This is a genomic window from Sinorhizobium numidicum, assembly GCF_029892045.1.
In the GTDB taxonomy this organism is placed as follows: Bacteria; Pseudomonadota; Alphaproteobacteria; order Rhizobiales; family Rhizobiaceae; genus Sinorhizobium; species Sinorhizobium numidicum.
In genome coordinates, this window is record NZ_CP120368.1 from 38,774 (window position 1) to 55,000 (window position 16,227).

At 62.7% G+C, this 16,227-nt stretch carries 12 protein-coding genes (1 of these 12 running past the window's edge); 5 read left to right on the forward strand and 7 right to left on the reverse strand.

The window, feature by feature from the left end; translation table 11 throughout:
• Positions 1–5: 5 nt before the first annotated feature.
• From PYH37_RS11245 to PYH37_RS11260, 4 genes are all read left to right on the forward strand, one after another.
• On the forward strand, positions 6–956 hold the full coding sequence (locus PYH37_RS11245; protein WP_280735019.1) for a DUF1402 family protein: 951 nt from the start codon (positions 6–8) through the stop codon (positions 954–956).
• Positions 957–1,093: 137 nt separating this feature from the next.
• Positions 1,094–2,488 (forward strand): cytochrome P450, encoded by a 1,395-nt coding sequence (locus PYH37_RS11250; protein WP_280735020.1) that lies wholly within the window; start codon positions 1,094–1,096, stop codon positions 2,486–2,488.
• A 184-nt stretch (positions 2,489–2,672) separates the two neighbouring features.
• On the forward strand, positions 2,673–4,676 hold the full coding sequence (locus PYH37_RS11255) for a hydantoinase/oxoprolinase N-terminal domain-containing protein (protein ID WP_280735021.1): 2,004 nt from the start codon (positions 2,673–2,675) through the stop codon (positions 4,674–4,676).
• A gap of 151 nt (positions 4,677–4,827) precedes the next feature.
• Positions 4,828–6,993, forward strand: a complete 2,166-nt coding sequence (locus PYH37_RS11260; RefSeq protein WP_280735022.1) for a malate synthase G — start codon at positions 4,828–4,830, stop codon at positions 6,991–6,993.
• Positions 6,994–7,133: 140 nt separating this feature from the next.
• Here PYH37_RS11260 and PYH37_RS11265 read toward each other — a convergent pair whose 3' ends face one another.
• Entirely contained in the window at positions 7,134–7,808 is a 675-nt protein-coding gene (locus PYH37_RS11265; RefSeq protein WP_280735023.1) for a L,D-transpeptidase, read from the reverse strand.
• 189 nt (positions 7,809–7,997) lie between these two features.
• Between PYH37_RS11265 and PYH37_RS11270 the strand changes: the two genes are divergently transcribed.
• Entirely contained in the window at positions 7,998–8,525 is a 528-nt protein-coding gene (locus PYH37_RS11270; RefSeq protein WP_280735024.1) for an MmcB family DNA repair protein, read from the forward strand.
• A 348-nt stretch (positions 8,526–8,873) separates the two neighbouring features.
• On the opposite strand, the gene actR is transcribed toward PYH37_RS11270, so the two are convergent.
• The 6 genes from actR to PYH37_RS11300 all read right to left on the reverse strand — a co-directional run.
• Positions 8,874–9,458, reverse strand: coding sequence for a global response regulator transcription factor ActR (gene actR / locus PYH37_RS11275; protein WP_280735026.1), 585 nt, complete (start codon positions 9,456–9,458; stop codon positions 8,874–8,876).
• An 89-nt stretch (positions 9,459–9,547) separates the two neighbouring features.
• A complete protein-coding gene (locus tag PYH37_RS11280; protein WP_280735027.1) occupies positions 9,548–10,852 on the reverse strand; it encodes an ActS/PrrB/RegB family redox-sensitive histidine kinase in 1,305 nt (434 codons plus the stop codon).
• Positions 10,853–10,944: 92 nt separating this feature from the next.
• The gene (gene hrpB, locus PYH37_RS11285) at positions 10,945–13,404 is read right to left on the reverse strand and encodes an ATP-dependent helicase HrpB (RefSeq protein WP_280735029.1); all 2,460 of its coding nucleotides are present in this window, start codon (positions 13,402–13,404) and stop codon (positions 10,945–10,947) included.
• Entirely contained in the window at positions 13,404–14,069 is a 666-nt protein-coding gene (locus PYH37_RS11290) for an ATP-binding cassette domain-containing protein (RefSeq protein ID WP_280735030.1), read from the reverse strand. The genes hrpB and PYH37_RS11290 overlap by 1 nt, the downstream gene beginning before the upstream one ends.
• The gene (locus PYH37_RS11295; RefSeq protein WP_280736009.1) at positions 14,070–15,800 is read right to left on the reverse strand and encodes an ABC transporter permease; all 1,731 of its coding nucleotides are present in this window, start codon (positions 15,798–15,800) and stop codon (positions 14,070–14,072) included.
• On the reverse strand, positions 15,784–16,227 hold the 3' end of the coding sequence (locus PYH37_RS11300; protein WP_280735031.1) for an ABC transporter substrate-binding protein. 783 nt of this gene lie beyond the right edge of the window; 444 of the gene's 1,227 nt are visible here — the last part of the coding sequence; its start codon lies beyond the right edge, outside the window; the stop codon is at positions 15,784–15,786. The genes PYH37_RS11295 and PYH37_RS11300 overlap by 17 nt, the downstream gene beginning before the upstream one ends.

Genomic DNA, 16,227 nt, shown 5'->3' on the forward strand with positions numbered 1-16,227 from the left:
AAATCGTGCGTCTTACCGCTTGCCTCTTCGTTATTGCCGCTCTTTGCCTCACCGCTGCGCAACCCGCCGCGGCCGAGATCAGGATGGTTCCCGAGGGCAATCGCCACGCCGAACAGCCGAGCGTCCCGGGCGCCTCCATTCGCCGGACCAAGGCTGGCCGTAGCTCTTTCGACGCGAAATACGAAAAGGTGCGCGAGCTTCTCGCCACCGATCGCAAGCTTGTCAGTAAGATCAAATCGGTTGCCGGAGCCTACGGCATTGCGCCGATTCACATGATCGGCGCGATCGTCGGCGAGCATACCTACAATGTCGATGCCTATGATCGGCTGCAGTCCTATTACGTTAAAGCTGCCGCCTATGCCGGCAACAGCTTCCAGTTCGGCTACGATGGCGAGTCCGTTGCCGACTTCGTCGCGCGGCCGCAATTTGCCGCCTGCAATGGCAAGGAGACGTCTATTGCCCTCTGGAGCTGCCGCGAGCGGGTGTGGGACAGCGAGTTCCGCGGTCAATCGGTCGGCGGAGAATCCTTCCCGAACAACCGTTTCAGCGCGGTCTTCTTCCAGCCCTTCTTCGCCGGCCAGACGTTCGGCCTCGGCCAGATCAATCCCCTGACAGCGCTGATGCTGACGGACATGGTGTCGCGCGTTTCGGGCTATGATCGCCTCGATGAGAACAACGCCGCCGCCGTCTACGAAGCGATCATGGATCCGGACGTGTCGCTCGCCTACATGGCCGCCTCGATCCGCCATTCAATCGATGCCTATCGCTCGATCGCCGGCATGGACATCTCCGGCAATCCCGGCGTGACTGCGACGCTCTATAACGTCGGCAGTCCGGACCAGCGGGCCGCGGCGCTTGCGGCGAAGAACCAGGGCGCCGATGTCCACTGGCCGGAAGAGAATTATTATGGCTGGCTCGTCAACGACAAACTCGCCGAGCTCGAAAGCCTGCTCTGAGAAAGGGCGCGCGTAGCATTTTTTCCGCCGCTGGCACGCACCTCATTTTGCCGAGATCACCGGGTTCCACCTGACGCACTTCCTTGATTGCGCCGTAAAAAACTGAGACGGTAGGCGATCAGGAAAGGCCTCTCCTCATGGACACGCGACCGGAGCCGTTCGAGCCGCCCGCGCCCGTTCCGCGCGTCGGGGTTCCTTCGCGGCTGCAGATCATTCGCACCGTCTTGCGCAATCCGCTCGAGCTCTGGGGCGAGCCGTCCTATACGTTGCCTTGGATCGAGACGAAGTTCATCAATCAGCGCACGCTGATCGTCAACGATCCTGGGCTCATTCGCTACATCCTCGTCGAGAACGCCGGGAATTACGAAATGTCGAACGTCCGGCGATTGATCCTTCGCCCCATCCTTCGCGACGGCCTGTTGACAGCGGAAGGGGAGGTCTGGAAGCGGTCGCGCAAAGCGATGGCGCCGGTGTTCACACCCCGCCACGCCAAGGGCTTCGCCGGCCAGATGCTCAGCGTCTCAGAGCATTTCGTCCAGCGCTACGAGCGCGCCGTCTCCGAACCCTTCGTCGCTAACATCGCCGTCGATATGACCGAGCTCACCTTTGAGATCCTGGCCGAAACGCTCTTTTCCGGCGAGATCGCCGTCGAAAAGGAGGGATTCGCAACCAACGTCGAGGAACTGCTGCACCGGATGGGCCGCGTCGATCCGATGGATCTCCTTGTCGCGCCGGAATGGGTGCCGCGCCTGACGCGGATTGGCGGCAAGAAGGTGCTCAACCGCTTCCGCGGCGTCGTCTCAGAGACGATGGCGCAACGCCGGCAGCGGATGTCCGAAGCGCCGGGCAAGGTTCCGAACGACTTCTTGACCCTGTTGCTCCAACTCGAGGGGCCGGAGGGGCTTTCTACCTCGGAGATCGAGGACAATATTCTGACCTTCATCGGCGCCGGCCATGAGACGACGGCGCGGGCGCTCGCCTGGACGCTCTATTGCATCGCCAATACGCCAGCCTTCCGCGAGACGATGGAACAGGAAATCGACGCGGTTTTGGCGAGCGGCGCCGAGCCTGTCGAATGGTTCGGGCGAATGCCGCACGTGCTCGCCGCCTTCGAAGAGGCGCTGCGGCTCTACCCGCCTGCACCGTCCATCAATCGCGCGGCTATCGAGGAAGACGAGTGGACCTCGCCAAAGGGAGAGCGGGTCCCTATACGGAAAGGCATATCGGTGCTCATCATGCCTTGGACGCTGCACCGTCACGTGCTCTATTGGCAAAAGCCGCGCGCTTTCATGCCCGAGCGGTTCCTTGCCGAGAACCGCGAAAAGATCAACCGGTTCCAGTACCTGCCCTTTGGCGCCGGCCCTCGCGTCTGCATCGGCGCGACCTTCGCCTTGCAGGAGGCGGTCATCGCCCTCGCGGTGCTCATGCACCGCTTCCGCTTCGATCTCACGGAGGCAACTCATCCCTGGCCGGTACAAAGGCTGACGACGCAGCCGAAGGGCGGCCTGCCGATGAAGGTGTCGCCTCGGTAGTCCGAATGGCCTCTCGTTACGTGCGACGGCTTATGTCCATCGTGCGATGGTCTTTCTCGAGAATTTGCCCTATCACCGGAGCGATCCCCTGCAGCGTTGCGCGTCTTTTTAGACGCACGAAGGTCGCTATAGCATTTTGAGCAGAATCCGGGCTTGTCCCGGCCAAAACTGGACTGGCGCAGAATTGAGTTCCCATCTTCTTCTCGGCATCGACACCGGCGGCACCTACACCGATGCGGTCCTTTTCAGCGAAGCAAGCGGTGTCATCGCCAAGGCCAAGGCGCTGACGACCCGACACGATCTCGCGGAGGGCATTTCCGGGGCGGTGGAGGCTGTTCTGGAAAAAGCGCAGGTTCCAGTCTCGGTGATCAGTCTCGTCTCGCTTTCGACGACGCTTGCCACCAACGCCCTGGTCGAAGGGCAGGGCGGCCGGGCAGGCCTCGTGATGATCGGCTTCGGACCGGAAGACTTGAAGCGCGACGGTCTGCTGGAGGCGCTCGGGTCGGACCCGGTCATCTTCCTTCCGGGGGGCCATAATGTCCATGGCGGCGAAACGCCGCTCGACATGACCGTGCTGGACGAGGCCTTGCCGGGGCTCGACGGGCAGGTATCGTCTTTCGCGATTGCAGGTTACTTCGCCGTCCGCAACCCGGAACACGAGAAGCGTGTACGCGACCGTATTCGCGAAGTCTCGCATCTGCCGGTGACCTGCAGTCACGAGCTTTCCTCCAAGCTCGGCGGTCCGCGCCGCGCGCTGACGACGCTTCTCAATGCGCGCCTGGTTTCGATGATCGACCGGCTGATCGGCTCCTGCGAAGGCTTTCTCAAGGCTCGCGGCATTGATGTGCCGATGATGGTTGTCAGGGGCGACGGCGCCCTGATCTCGGCGACGGAGGCGCGGCTGAGGCCGATCGAGACGATCCTCTCCGGCCCGGCGGCGAGCCTCGTCGGAGCGCGGCACTTGACCGGCCTGGAAAGCGCCGTCGTCTCGGATATCGGCGGCACGACGACGGACGTTGCCGTACTCGAAGGCGGCCGCCCGAGGCTCGATGCGGATGGGGCGGTCGTCGGCGGCTTTCGCACGATGGTCGAGGCGGTCGCCATGCGGACCTACGGGCTCGGCGGCGATTCCGAAGTCAGGATCAATGATCGCGGTCTCAAGGCGAAGATAGATCTCGGTCCGCGCCGATTTCTGCCCTTGAGCCTTGCAGCGGCGCTGCATGGCGATGCCGTGCTGTCCGTACTCGAGAAACAGTTGCGCGCGGCACATGCAGGCCGCCATGACGGCCGCCTCGCAGTTCGCACCGGCCTTCCCGATCACCTGGCAAGCGGCCTCCAGCCGCAGGAGCAGGCCCTGTACGAGCGGATAGGGATGGTGCCGGTGGCGCTTGCCAATCTGCTCGTCAGCACGCCGCAGAGAGCGACGCTCGACAGGCTTGTTGCCCGCGGACTGGTGCACATTTGCGGCCTCACCCCGTCGGATGCGATGCATGTGCTCGGGAGGCAGGCGCAATGGAATGCCGAAGCCGCTCGCCTCGGCATCGAGATCGCGGCGCGCACCAAGGACGGGAATGGCCAGCCAATCGCCGGTTCGGCGAAGATGCTCGCCCAGATGATCGTAGACCGGCTGACGCGGCAATCCTCTGAGGCCATCCTGCAGGCCTGCCTCAACGAGGATGGCGCCGGCGCCATCAACCCGGCCGCCTCGCTCGCCGTCGACCGCGCGCTGAAGCGCGAGCCCGGTATCGTCCGCTTCTCGATCGGTCTCGACCGGCCGCTTGTTGGCCTTGGTGCGTCGGCGCCGGTCTATTACCCGGCCATTGCCGACATGCTTGGCACGAAAGCGGCGATCCCGGCGGAAGCCGACGTGGCAAATGCGGTCGGCGCGGTCGTCGGCCAGGTGCGCGCAACCGTCACCGTCTTCGTGACGGTGCCGGAGGAGGGGATATTCATAGTCAATGGTGCAGGCGCCAGCGAGCGCTTCCTTGATCAGGAGCGGGCCTTCGGGTTCGCCCGACGCCGGGCCGAGAACATGGCACTGGAGACGGCGCGCGCAAACGGCGCGGAAGAACCGGCCACGACCATCTGGGAAGAGATCGATGCGCCGGAGGTCGAGGGCAGCCGCAAGCTCATTGAGGCGCGCTTCATCGCTTCCGCAACCGGAAGACCGCGAATTGCGCATGCGTGATCTTTTCCATTCCGGAAATAATTCTTCGCATCCTTGCGAAATTGACAGGGAATGATTTGATGAGAAACTGCCGTCGCCATGGAGCGGGGTGAGGAAAGGCGTAAAACGCCTATTCGACACATCCCGCTTTTGCTATTTCAGGAGTTACCGAATGGACCGCGTTGAGAAGTATGGTTTGAAGATCGACACCGGTCTCCATGGGTTTCTGGTCGAGGAGGCGGTACCGGGGACGGGCGTCGATCCCGAGCGCTTCTTTTCCGCTCTGTCGGAGCTCGTACACGATCTCGCGCCGAAGAACCGGGCCCTTCTTGCCAAGCGCGATGATATTCAGGCCCGACTCGACGCGTGGTATCGCGACAACGGCGCGCCGGTCGATATGGAAGCCTATGAGGGCTTTCTGAAGGAGATCGGCTATCTCCTGCCGGAGGGGCCCGACTTTTCCATTTCGACCGCAAATGTCGACCCCGAGATTGCGACGATTGCCGGACCGCAGCTTGTCGTTCCCGTCATGAATGCGCGTTATGCGCTGAACGCCGCCAATGCGCGCTGGGGCTCGCTCTATGACGCGCTCTACGGCACCGACGCGTTCCCCGACGCCGACGGCGCGGAACGCAGCAGGACCTATAATCCCACGCGCGGCGCCAAGGTCATTGCCTGGGCGCGGGATTTCCTCGATGCAAGCGTCCCGCTTGCGACGGGCCGCTGGAGCGACGCGAACGCCGTGGGGGTCGAAGGTGCCGCCCTGGCGATAACGCTTGCGGACGGGACGAAAACGGCTCTCGGCGATCCGGCCCAGTTCGCCGGTTATTCCGGTTCCGCCGGAGCACCTTCGGAAATCGTCCTGCGGCAAAACAATCTTCATATCGTCGTTGTCCTCGATGCAGCGACTCCGATCGGCAAGGATGATCCGGCGCATATATCAGACGTTATCATTGAATCGGCGATCACGACGATCATGGATTGCGAGGATTCGGTTGCTGCCGTCGACGCCGAGGACAAGGTTATCGTCTATCGCAACTGGCTGGGGCTCATGAAGGGCGATCTCCGGGAAGAGGTCACCAAGGGCGGCAGAACATTCACCCGTAAGCTCAATGCCGACCGCGTATACACCAGCTCGAACGGTGCGGCCCTGACGCTGCCGGGGCGATCGCTGATGCTGGTGCGCAATGTCGGACACCTGATGACCAATCCGGCGATCCTCGACCGTGACGACCGCGAAGTTCCGGAGGGCATCATGGATGCCATGATCACGGCGCTGATCGCCCTTCATGACATTGGGCCAAACGGTCGCCGGATGAACTCGCGCGCCGGGTCGATGTATGTCGTCAAGCCGAAGATGCATGGGCCGGAAGAGGTGGCCTTCGCCTGCGAGATCTTCGCGCGCGTCGAGGCGGCACTCGGAATGCCGGCAAATACCATGAAGATGGGTATTATGGACGAGGAGCGGCGCACGACGGTCAACTTGAAGGAATGCATTCGGGCCGCTCGAGAGCGCGTCGTCTTCATCAATACCGGCTTCCTCGACCGGACCGGCGACGAGATTCACACGTCGATGGAAGCCGGTCCGATGATCCGCAAGGGCGACATGAAGCAGGCGACCTGGATCACCGCCTACGAGAACTGGAACGTCGATATCGGTCTTGAATGCGGACTTTCCGGCCACGCGCAGATCGGCAAGGGCATGTGGGCGATGCCGGACTTGATGGCGGCGATGCTGGAGCAGAAGATCGCCCACCCGAAGGCGGGCGCCAACACCGCCTGGGTTCCCTCGCCGACCGCGGCGACATTGCATGCCACTCACTATCACCGCGTCAATGTCGCTGAGGTTCAGGCCAGCCTGAAGAGCCGGCCCCGGGCTAAGCTCGGCGACATCCTCTCTGTGCCGGTGGCGGCGCGGCCGAACTGGACTGAGGACGAAATCCAGCGCGAACTCGACAACAATGCGCAAGGAATCCTCGGTTACGTCGTGCGCTGGATCGACCAGGGGGTCGGCTGCTCCAAGGTGCCCGACATAAACAATGACGGCCTGATGGAAGACCGCGCGACGCTGCGCATCTCCGCACAGCATATGGCCAATTGGCTGCATCACGGGATCGTCAGCGAAATGCAGATCGTCGAGACGATGAAGAAAATGGCGGCCGTCGTCGATCAGCAGAATGTCAACGATCCGAACTACACGCCGATGGTCGGCCACTTCGACGAATCGATCGCGTTTCAGGCTGCGTTGGATCTCGTGCTGAAGGGGCGCGAGCAGCCGAACGGCTATACCGAACCGGTCCTTCATCGCCGCCGGCTGGAGCGCAAGGCCAGAGCGTGATGAGGAAAAGTGTCTACAGTTTTCCGCCCGCACCTTGCTCTAACTTATAAGCACCAGCGGCGTGAGGCCGTCACGACGATGACCAAAACGGAGGGCCGCCGGCATAGACGGCGGCCCCTTCGTTTGGTTATGCGGCGGCGTTATTGCTGAACGACGACCCGTGCGCCCTTGCCCGGACGCACGCGCGAATAGAGATCGATGATGTCCTGGTTCATCAGGCGGATGCAGCCGGAAGATGCGGCCGTGCCGATCGAGGCCCATTCCGGTGTGCCGTGCAGGCGGAAGAGCGTGTCCTTGCCCTCGCTGTTGAAAAGGTAGAGAGCACGCGCGCCGAGCGGGTTGCCGATGCCGGGACCCATGCCGGCTTCGACATATTTGGCAACTTCAGGCTTGCGCTCGGCCATCTCCTTCGGCGGATGCCAAGTCGGCCATTCCTGTTTCCAGGCGACATAGGCTTCGCCTTCCCAGGCGAAACCGGCTTTGCCTACGCCAATGCCGTAGCGAACGGCTTTGCCGCCGGGCAGAATATAGTAGAGGAAGCGATTCGGCGTGTTGACGATAATAGTACCCGGACGCTCCTTGGTGGCATAATCGACGATCTGGCGATGAAATCGCTCGTCGACCCGGTTGATCGGCACCGCTGGCAGGGCATATCCGTGGTCCTCGACAGGGCCATAACCGGCGGAAAATATTTGATTCGTCGCCACTTTTTCACCCTCGGGAGCAGGGCCGGCTGTGGACGTGGTTTGCGAACAGCCGGCAATGGCAACAGTGGCCGCCAGACTGCACAATAGAAGGGCGTTGCGGAAGCGCATGAGTGTCTCTTAAAAGGAATGAGGAAATACGGGGGGTCCCGGCCGTCAGCAACACCAGCTTATTTTCGATTGGATCGCGCTACGCAAGGCATTGCGCCGCCGCAATTCGGCCAAAAAGTGTAAATTCCGTGACGATTGCTTTTTTGCAACAAGCCGCGGTGCCAGGAACGTAAAAGCGGGAGTCAGGCGATGACGATTCTATCGATCCATGACGACAATCCGCTCGCCGACGGGCGCCAGTCGGAGCGAGCGCTAAAGGTACGCCGCGGTGTCCAGCGGCTGCTCACGGAATTGCGCCATGCCGTTCTGCCAGAGTTGACGCTCGCAAGCGGCCGGCGAGCGGATCTCATTTCGCTTTCGGCCAAGGGGGAGATCTGGATTATCGAGATAAAAACCTCGATCGAGGACTTCCGCGTCGATCGCAAGTGGCCGGAATACCGCCTCCATTGCGACCGCCTGTTCTTTGCGACGCATGCGCAAGTGCCGCTCGACATCTTCCCGGAGGATTGCGGACTTCTGCTTTCCGACGGTTATGAAGCGCATATGCTGCGCAATGCGCCGGAACATCGGCTGGCGCCGGCCACGCGAAAATCGGTGACGCAGGCCTTCGCCCGCACTGCCGGGCAGCGCTTGATGCACGCCGAATGGGCGGCGGAGCGAAACGGCGAACTCGGCCAGTCCATTCGCGACATTGTCGGCGGCACGCGCGATGGCTAGCGCGGGATGAGGAAAAGTGTGCGCGGTTTTCCGGCCGCATCCCGCGCTAACTTATTAGAATCGATCACGTTCATGATTTTAGGTCGATCCGACCTAAAATCATCGTGATCTAACGCGGGATGAGAAAAAGTGTGCGCGCTCTGCGGCCCGCATCTCGCTCCAACTTACTACAGCGTCGTGCGTCTTTTCAGACGCACAAAGGTCGCTGTAGCACTTTGAATTGCCGGATGTTTTTATCCTTAAATCGGCTCCGATTTAAGGAAACATCAGTAGAATCGATCACGTTTATGATTTTGAGCCGATTCGAACCCAAAATTATCGTGACCTAGGCCGGCCGGCTCGGGATGATCACTTCGGCGCCCGTTTGGCGAGGATACGCTGCAGCGTCCTGCGGTGCATGTTGAGGCGTCGCGCGGTTTCGGAAACATTGCGCTCGCACATCTCGTAGACGCGCTGGATATGTTCCCACCGCACGCGATCCGCCGACATCGGATTTTCCGGTGGCTCGACCCGCTCGCCTTGGCGCTGCACCAGAGCGGCAAAGATGTCGTCGGCATCCGCCGGCTTTGCAAGATAATCGACGGCCCCCAGCTTCACCGCGTTGACTGCGGTCGCGATGTTGCCATAGCCGGTCAGCATGATCATCCGAGTGTCGTCGCGGCGGCCACGAATCGCCTCGATCACGTCGAGCCCGCTGCCATCGCCCAGCCGAAGATCGATCACCGCATGCTTCGGCGGATTGCTCTTCGCCTTGGCGATACCTTCCGCGACCGATTCGGCGATCTCGACCGTAAAACCTCGTGCCTCCATGGCGCGCGCCAGACGGCGCAGGAACGGCCCGTCGTCGTCGACGATCAACAGGGTCCTGTCCGGCCCGATCAGGTCGGCATCCGCAGACTGTGTGCTTGGCGCAGCCGTCGATTTTTCGATCATTTTTTTGCAATCCCTAAGCAAAAACCTGGAGAGTTTTCGCTACCGCTATGTGGGTTTTCTCACGGTTGTCTTCAATAAACTGCCAAAAGTCATTTCGCCAGTTTCGTGTCCATCAGCGCACGCGGCCATTCGACGCTGACCCGGGCGCCGGGCCGCTCGGGCCCGCCGTTCTCGAAACGCAGCCGAGCGCCGGAACGCTCAAGCAGCGTCTTGGCGATGAAGAGACCCAGGCCGAGACCGCCGGCGCTGTCGTCCTTCTGTCGTTTGGTGACATAGGGCTCGCCGATCCGCGCCAGGATGTCAGGAGGAAAACCGTCGCCGTCGTCCTCGATCGTCACCTTCACGCGCTCGGCCGTGTGCTCCACGGTAACGGTCACGTCCTTCCGGGCGTAGTCGACCGCGTTTTCGAGCAGATTGCCGAGGCCATAGAGAATGCCGGCATTGCGTTTGCCGACGGGCTCCGAGGCGCGATCGCCTTTCTCGACGAGTTTTATCTGGATGCCGAATTCGCGATGCGGCGCCATCACCTCCTCGATCAGCGACGAAAGCGGAAGGAGCCGCATATGCTCCTCGCTTTCGGAGGAAAGCGTCGTCAGCCGCTTGAGGATGTCGCGGCATCGTTCGCTTTGGCTCCGAAGCAGGTGGACGTCCTCGCCGAAGCGGGGATCGTCACCAAGCTCCCGCTCCATCTCCTTGGCGACGACGCTGATCGTCGCAAGCGGCGTCCCGAGTTCATGCGCGGCAGCGGCGGCGAGGCCGTCGAGCTGCGACAGGTGCTTTTCGCGCTGGAGCACGAGCTCCGTTGCGGTCAGTGCTTCCGAAAGCTCGCTTGCCTCAAGTGAGACGCGGTAAGTGTAGAAGGCGGCGAAGGCCGTCATCGAAACGATCGCGAACCAGATGCCCGCCGTCAGCACGCGCGGGATCATGAGCACCGTTCCGGGATACCAGGGCAGCGGGAAGGGCGAGAAGGCGAGAGCCGTAACGCCGATCACCGCAAGGCCTGCAAGCACGATGCTTTGCGGCTTCGGCTGGGATGCCGACGAAATGATGACCGGCACGCAGAGCAGCGGCGCAAAGGGGTTGGCAAGGCCTCCGGTGATGAAAAGCAGCGCCGTCAGTTGCGCGAGATCAAGCCCGAGCAGGGCAAAGGCCGCCGGCGGCGTCAAGCGATGCGTCGGCGGAAAGCGGATCGTGAGAAACGCGTTCAGCCCTGCCAGGCTCGCGATCAGCGCCGAACAGGCAACGAGCGGCAAGGGAAACTGCAGCCACAAGGCGGTCACGACGACGGCGACGGATTGACCGCCGACCGCCAGCCAGCGTAGCCGAACCAGTGTCTGCAATCTGAGGCTGCGATTGCTGTTGAGGTCGCTATGGTCGAATGTCATTGGAGACATGCTGCTATCGGTCCTGCTTGCATTTTTTCCGCCGCCCGATCGGAGACTGCATTGTTGGACTCTATCCCGATCCAGGAAATTATAAAGCAAGCTTACGTCCCGCGCGGCTTCGCCCGTGTCGTCGGCATGGCATTGGCCGGATCTTCCGGCCAGGGATGTTTTGGGTAGCGCCCGCGCATCTCCGCTCGTACATCCTTCCACGATCCCGCCCAGAAGCCCGGCAGGTCACGGGTCGTCTGGATCGGCCGGTGGCCGGGCGAGATCAGTTCCAAGAGAAGCGGCAGGCGGCCGTCGCCGATCGTCGGGTGCGCCTTCAGACCAAAAAGCTCCTGCACACGGATCGAAAGCAGCGGTTCGTCGCCGTCATAGTGGATCGGATGACGATGCCCGGTCGGGGCTTCGAAATGCGTCGGGGCCAGTTTTACGAGATCGCGCTGAAGCCCATAGGGGACGAGCGAAAGCAGCCCTTCGGCGAGATCGTTCGGCTTGATCCCATCTAGACTTCCGGCGTTGTGCTGAAAGGGAACGAACCACTCGTCGAGGCGAGACAGCAATGCCGCGTCCGACATGTCCGGCCAGGGTTCACCGATCGAACGATGAAGAAATCCGATGCGATCCCGCAGCTGCGCCACATCTTTCGGGAAGGGCACGGCGGCGAGCCCCAGTTGTCGAATGCCGTCGGCCAGCGCACGCGCCGCCGCCTCGCCGCTCGGACGAGGTAGCGGCGTCTCGTCGAAAATGATCGCTCCAAGCCGCGTCACGCGACGCGCGCGCACTTGGCGACTTGCCCGATCGAAAAAGGTCTGCTCCTCGTTGACGATCGCCTCGGGCATATGCGCTTCGACATCCGCCCTGGTAATTTCCGCCGCCGCGAGCACGCGCTGCGCTCCGGCTCTTCCCGTCAGATCGGCGACGACCAGCATCCCCGCCGAAGCGAGGCGCTCGGTTTCCGGCACTTCTGCGCCCCGTCCGTTTGCCATGACGAACCGGCCACGCCCCCCACGCTGCAAGGCGATCCGGTCGGGATAGGCATGTATCAGCAAGGGGCCGGGCAGGGCGCGCTCACCGCCGGTCTCGTGCGCCTCGAGATCTGCGGCCATCCGCTTCGCAAGGCGGCGCGCGGCTTCTGCCCGGTCGCTGCGGTCCGCTCGGAACCGGCGCAGTCTGTCCTCGAGATCGAGGCTGTTGCCGCCTAGCCCTTGCTCCGTGAGCATCACCGCGAGCAGACAGGCCTCCTGCGCCTGGCCCTCTTCCGCTGCCAAGACCGCCATCGCCGCGAGACGGACGGGTAGCGCCAGATTGCGGATCCTGCGGCCTCTCGGCGTCAATGCGCCGCTGGCGTCGAGCGCTCCGAGCTCGACGAGCAGGTCGCGCGCTTCGCGCAAGGTTGCCTCTGGCGGTGGATCGATGAAGGCAAGGGCCGAGGGATCGGTAACACCCCAATGGGCGAGATCGAGCAGAAGACCGGAGAGGTCGCTGGCCAGGATCTGCGGCGGAGTGAAGGCGGCGAGCGCCGCCGTTTGGCCGGCATGCCAGAGCCGGATGGCGAGACCCGGCTCCGTTCGGCCAGCGCGGCCGGCGCGCTGGTCGGCCGATGCGCGCGAGACGCGTACGGTCTCCAGCCGCGTGATCCCGGTCGAGGCCTCGAAGACGGGCAGGCGCTGTAGGCCGCTATCGACAACGATCCGCACGCCGTCGATGGTGATCGAGGTCTCGGCGATCGAAGTCGCGAGCACGATCTTGCGTGTTCCATTCGGCGCCGGGCGAATCGCGGCATCCTGCTCCTTCTGACTCAGATTGCCGTAAAGCGGCACGATTGCGGTACTGTCGCCGAAGCGCCCCGTGAGGCGCTCGGCGGTGCGGGCGATCTCGGCCTGCCCCGGCAGGAAGGCGAGGATCGACCCCTCTTCGGATCGATGCGCGTCCGCGATCGTTCGTGCGACGGCGTCCTCCACGCTTTCACCGGCATTTCTCTGCTGGTAGCGAATATCGATCGGAAAGCTTCGCCCTTCGCTTCTGATGACCGGGGCGTCACCGAGCAATTTCACGACGCGTTCGACGTCAAGCGTCGCCGACATGACGATGATTTTCAGGTCGCCGCGGAGCGCCGATTGGACGTCGAGCGCCAACGCGAGACCAAAATCCGCATCGAGCGAGCGCTCGTGGAACTCGTCGAAAAGGACCGCTGAGACGCCGGAAAGCTCGGGATCGTCGAGGATCATCCGGCTAAAGACGCCTTCGGTAACCACTTCTATCCGCGTGCGTGACGAAACTCGGTTGTCGAGCCTCATGCGGTAGCCGACGGTCTCTCCGACTTTCTCGCCGATCAGTTCGGCCATTCGTCCAGCCGCGGCGCGCGCCGCCAACCGGCGCGGCTCGAGCAGGATGATCTTGCCGCCCGCAAACGAGGGCTGGTCCAACAGGAAGATCGGCACCAGCGTCGTCTTGCCGGCGCCGGGCGGAGCGGACAACACCACGGATCCCCTGACGCTGAGCGCTTCGGCGAGCGCCGGGAGGATCTCGCGGACGGGCAAGAGCGGAAGGTCGCGCATCAGGCCTTCTCCTCGGTTCCGACCTCGATCAGCCGCCCGCCCGCCGCCGCCGCGTCGGCGCCATCATGGGTGACGAGGATGGTCGGCAGGCCCGCCGCCTTCGCCTTTGAAAAGACCAGCTCGCGCATTTGCTGCCGCAGGGCGGCGTCGAGCTTCGAAAAGGGTTCGTCAAGCAGCAGAAACTCCGGTGTCGAGACGAGAACCCTTTGCAGCGCCACGCGCGCCTTCTGGCCGCCCGAAAGCGTCTCCGGATCGCGATCGAAGAAGCCGGCAAGGCCAACCTGTTCGAGCGCCTCTTCGGCCAGTTCGCGGCGTTTTTTATGCCCTTTGACTGCGGCAGGAATGGCGAAAACGATATTGCCGCCGACGGAGAGATGCGGAAAAAGCAAAGGGTCCTGAAAGAGAATGCCGGCGTGGCGCCGGTTCGCCGCGATCTCGGTCAGATCCCGGTCTCCGATCAGGATCCGACCGCTGACATCGAATGCCGGATCGAGAAAACCGCCGGCAAAGGCGAGCAGCGTCGACTTGCCGGAGCCGGACGGGCCCATGACCGTCAGAACCTCGCCTGGCATCACCGTCGCCGAGATCGAGAGCAGCATCCGTCCTTCCAGGCGGATCGTTACATCCGCCAGTGTGAGGGACCTTGAGGTTCCAACTGCCTGCATTCACATCCTCATTGCGCGCCGGTTGCGGAATAGCAATTGCGGCGCGAGCGACGCAACGAGAAATGCGAGGAAGGGCAGCAGGGCCTGGATTAACGCGTAAACGCCGATGACGCGCCGGTCGCCGCCGGAGGAAAGGGCCACCGCCTCCGTCGTAATCGTCGTCAGCCGGCCGGCGCCTATCAGGAGCGTTGGAAGATAGAGACCGACCGAAACCGAAAAACCCACGGCAAGAGCGGTAAGGCAGGCGCGAAACAGCAGCGGCAGCCGGACAGTCAGAAGTATTTCCGAAGCCGATTTGCCGAATCCGGCTGCAATTTTCTCGAAGCGCGGATCGAGTTCGCGCCAGGGCGCCGACAGCGACAGGAGCACATAGGGAAGGACGAACAGGAAATGAACCGCCATCACGCTCGGAAAGGCCGGCGTGAGCCCTGCCGAGACGATCAGGATCTGCAAACCAAAGACAAAACTGATCTCCGGAACAATGAGGGGCAGATAGAGCAATTTGTAGCCGGTTGCTTTCATGTTTCTGCCCGCGGAGCCATTCCGATGCAGCAGCAGGATAGTGCACAGCAATGCCAGCGATGAGGCGGAGAGGCCCAGGGCAACCGTCATACGAAGCGGTTCCCAGATCTGCGGAAGCGTCCGCAGCCATATTCTCGACGTCAGGTTTGCCGGCACGGCGTCCGGAAACTGCCAGAGGCCCGCGACCGACCAAACGGCAAGAAGCGCAAGTCCCATGAAGATCAAGGCGGCGCAGGCAGCCATCGCAAGGGCGGAGGCGATGCGGAGCGCTGCGTCGTTCGGAAAACGCCGGCCTGAGTAGGTCAGGACCGCAAGTGCGGACCTTCCCAGCCGCTCCAGCACTATCCAGATTGCCATTGCCGCAAGCACGACGGCAAGGTGCAGCAGGGCGCCCGCCGAAGCGAGAAATCGTGGGCTGAGACCCTGATCCGCGGCCCATTCAATGATGCGTACCGGCAGTGTCGCAGGCAGTTGCGGCCCGAGGATCATAGCGACGTCGACAACAGATAGCGAATAGACCAGAACAGCGAAGACCGGCAGGCGGATCTGTCTGTAGAGAGCCGGCCAGAGGCTGATCAGAAAACCGCAGAGACGCCCGTAGCCGAGAGCCTCCGTCAACTGCCCCGAGCTGCGAACGGGAAGCTGCGGCAGTGCCGCCAGCGTCACCAGGAAGAGGAATGGAACTTCCTTCGTGATGAGCCCGGCAACCATCGATAGGGCGAGCGGATCGTTCGGGAGAAGCCAGTCCGGCGGCCGCATGAAGCCCGTCATCTCCGGTGAAATGAGGCGGAGGAGAAAGCCGGAAGGCGCAATGAGGAAGGCAAGCGCGAAGGCCGCGGCGGCATGCGGAATTGCAAGCAGCGGGGAAACCAGGTGCTGCACGCGGGCGAAGATCCGCGTGCCGGCGAAGCCCGCGACGAACGTAGCGACGATCGCCACCGCGGCCGAGGTGGTGATCAGGCCCGCCGAAAGCCCGGCCAGGATCGAGCGAAGCATATGCGGTTGGCGGGCAAGCTCTTCGAAATGGGCCAGGGTGAACTGAAAACCGCCGAGAGCCGGCAGGTATCCGAACGCCGGTAATACAGTTCCCGCGATCCCGGCAAATACCGGCAGCCCGAGCATGAGGACGAGGAGCGCGTTTCCCTTGAGAAGGCGCTGCAGCAGCTTTTCGCCCTGCCTTGAGTGCGCCGGCCTAATTGGCTGCCCCATATCGCCGGATCCATTCAGCTTCAATCCGTGTCATCCAATCCGGATGCGGTTCGGCGAGTGCAGGTCCGAGCTGGTCCGGGCGGAGCGTTGCAACCCCAAGGTCCAGCGCCTCGAAGGTCGATCGATCGGCGGCCGGAAGTTTTGCCAGCGACAGGACGGTCGGATCGCCCCAGACTTGCGCATCCTGCTTGCGCAGTTGCGCTTCCGGCGAGAGGAGAAAATTGGCGAAGACCAGTGCGCCGGCCTTAGCTGTCGCATTGTAAGGGATGGCAACGAAGTGCGTGTTGGCGAGCGTGCCGCCGGAAAAGACGAAGGAACGCACGCTGTCCGGCAACTCGCCGCTGGCGATCGCGGCCGAAGCTTCCGCTGGATTGAAGGCAAAGATGATATCGAGCTCGCCGTCCCCGAGCTTCTGCTTCATTTCCGG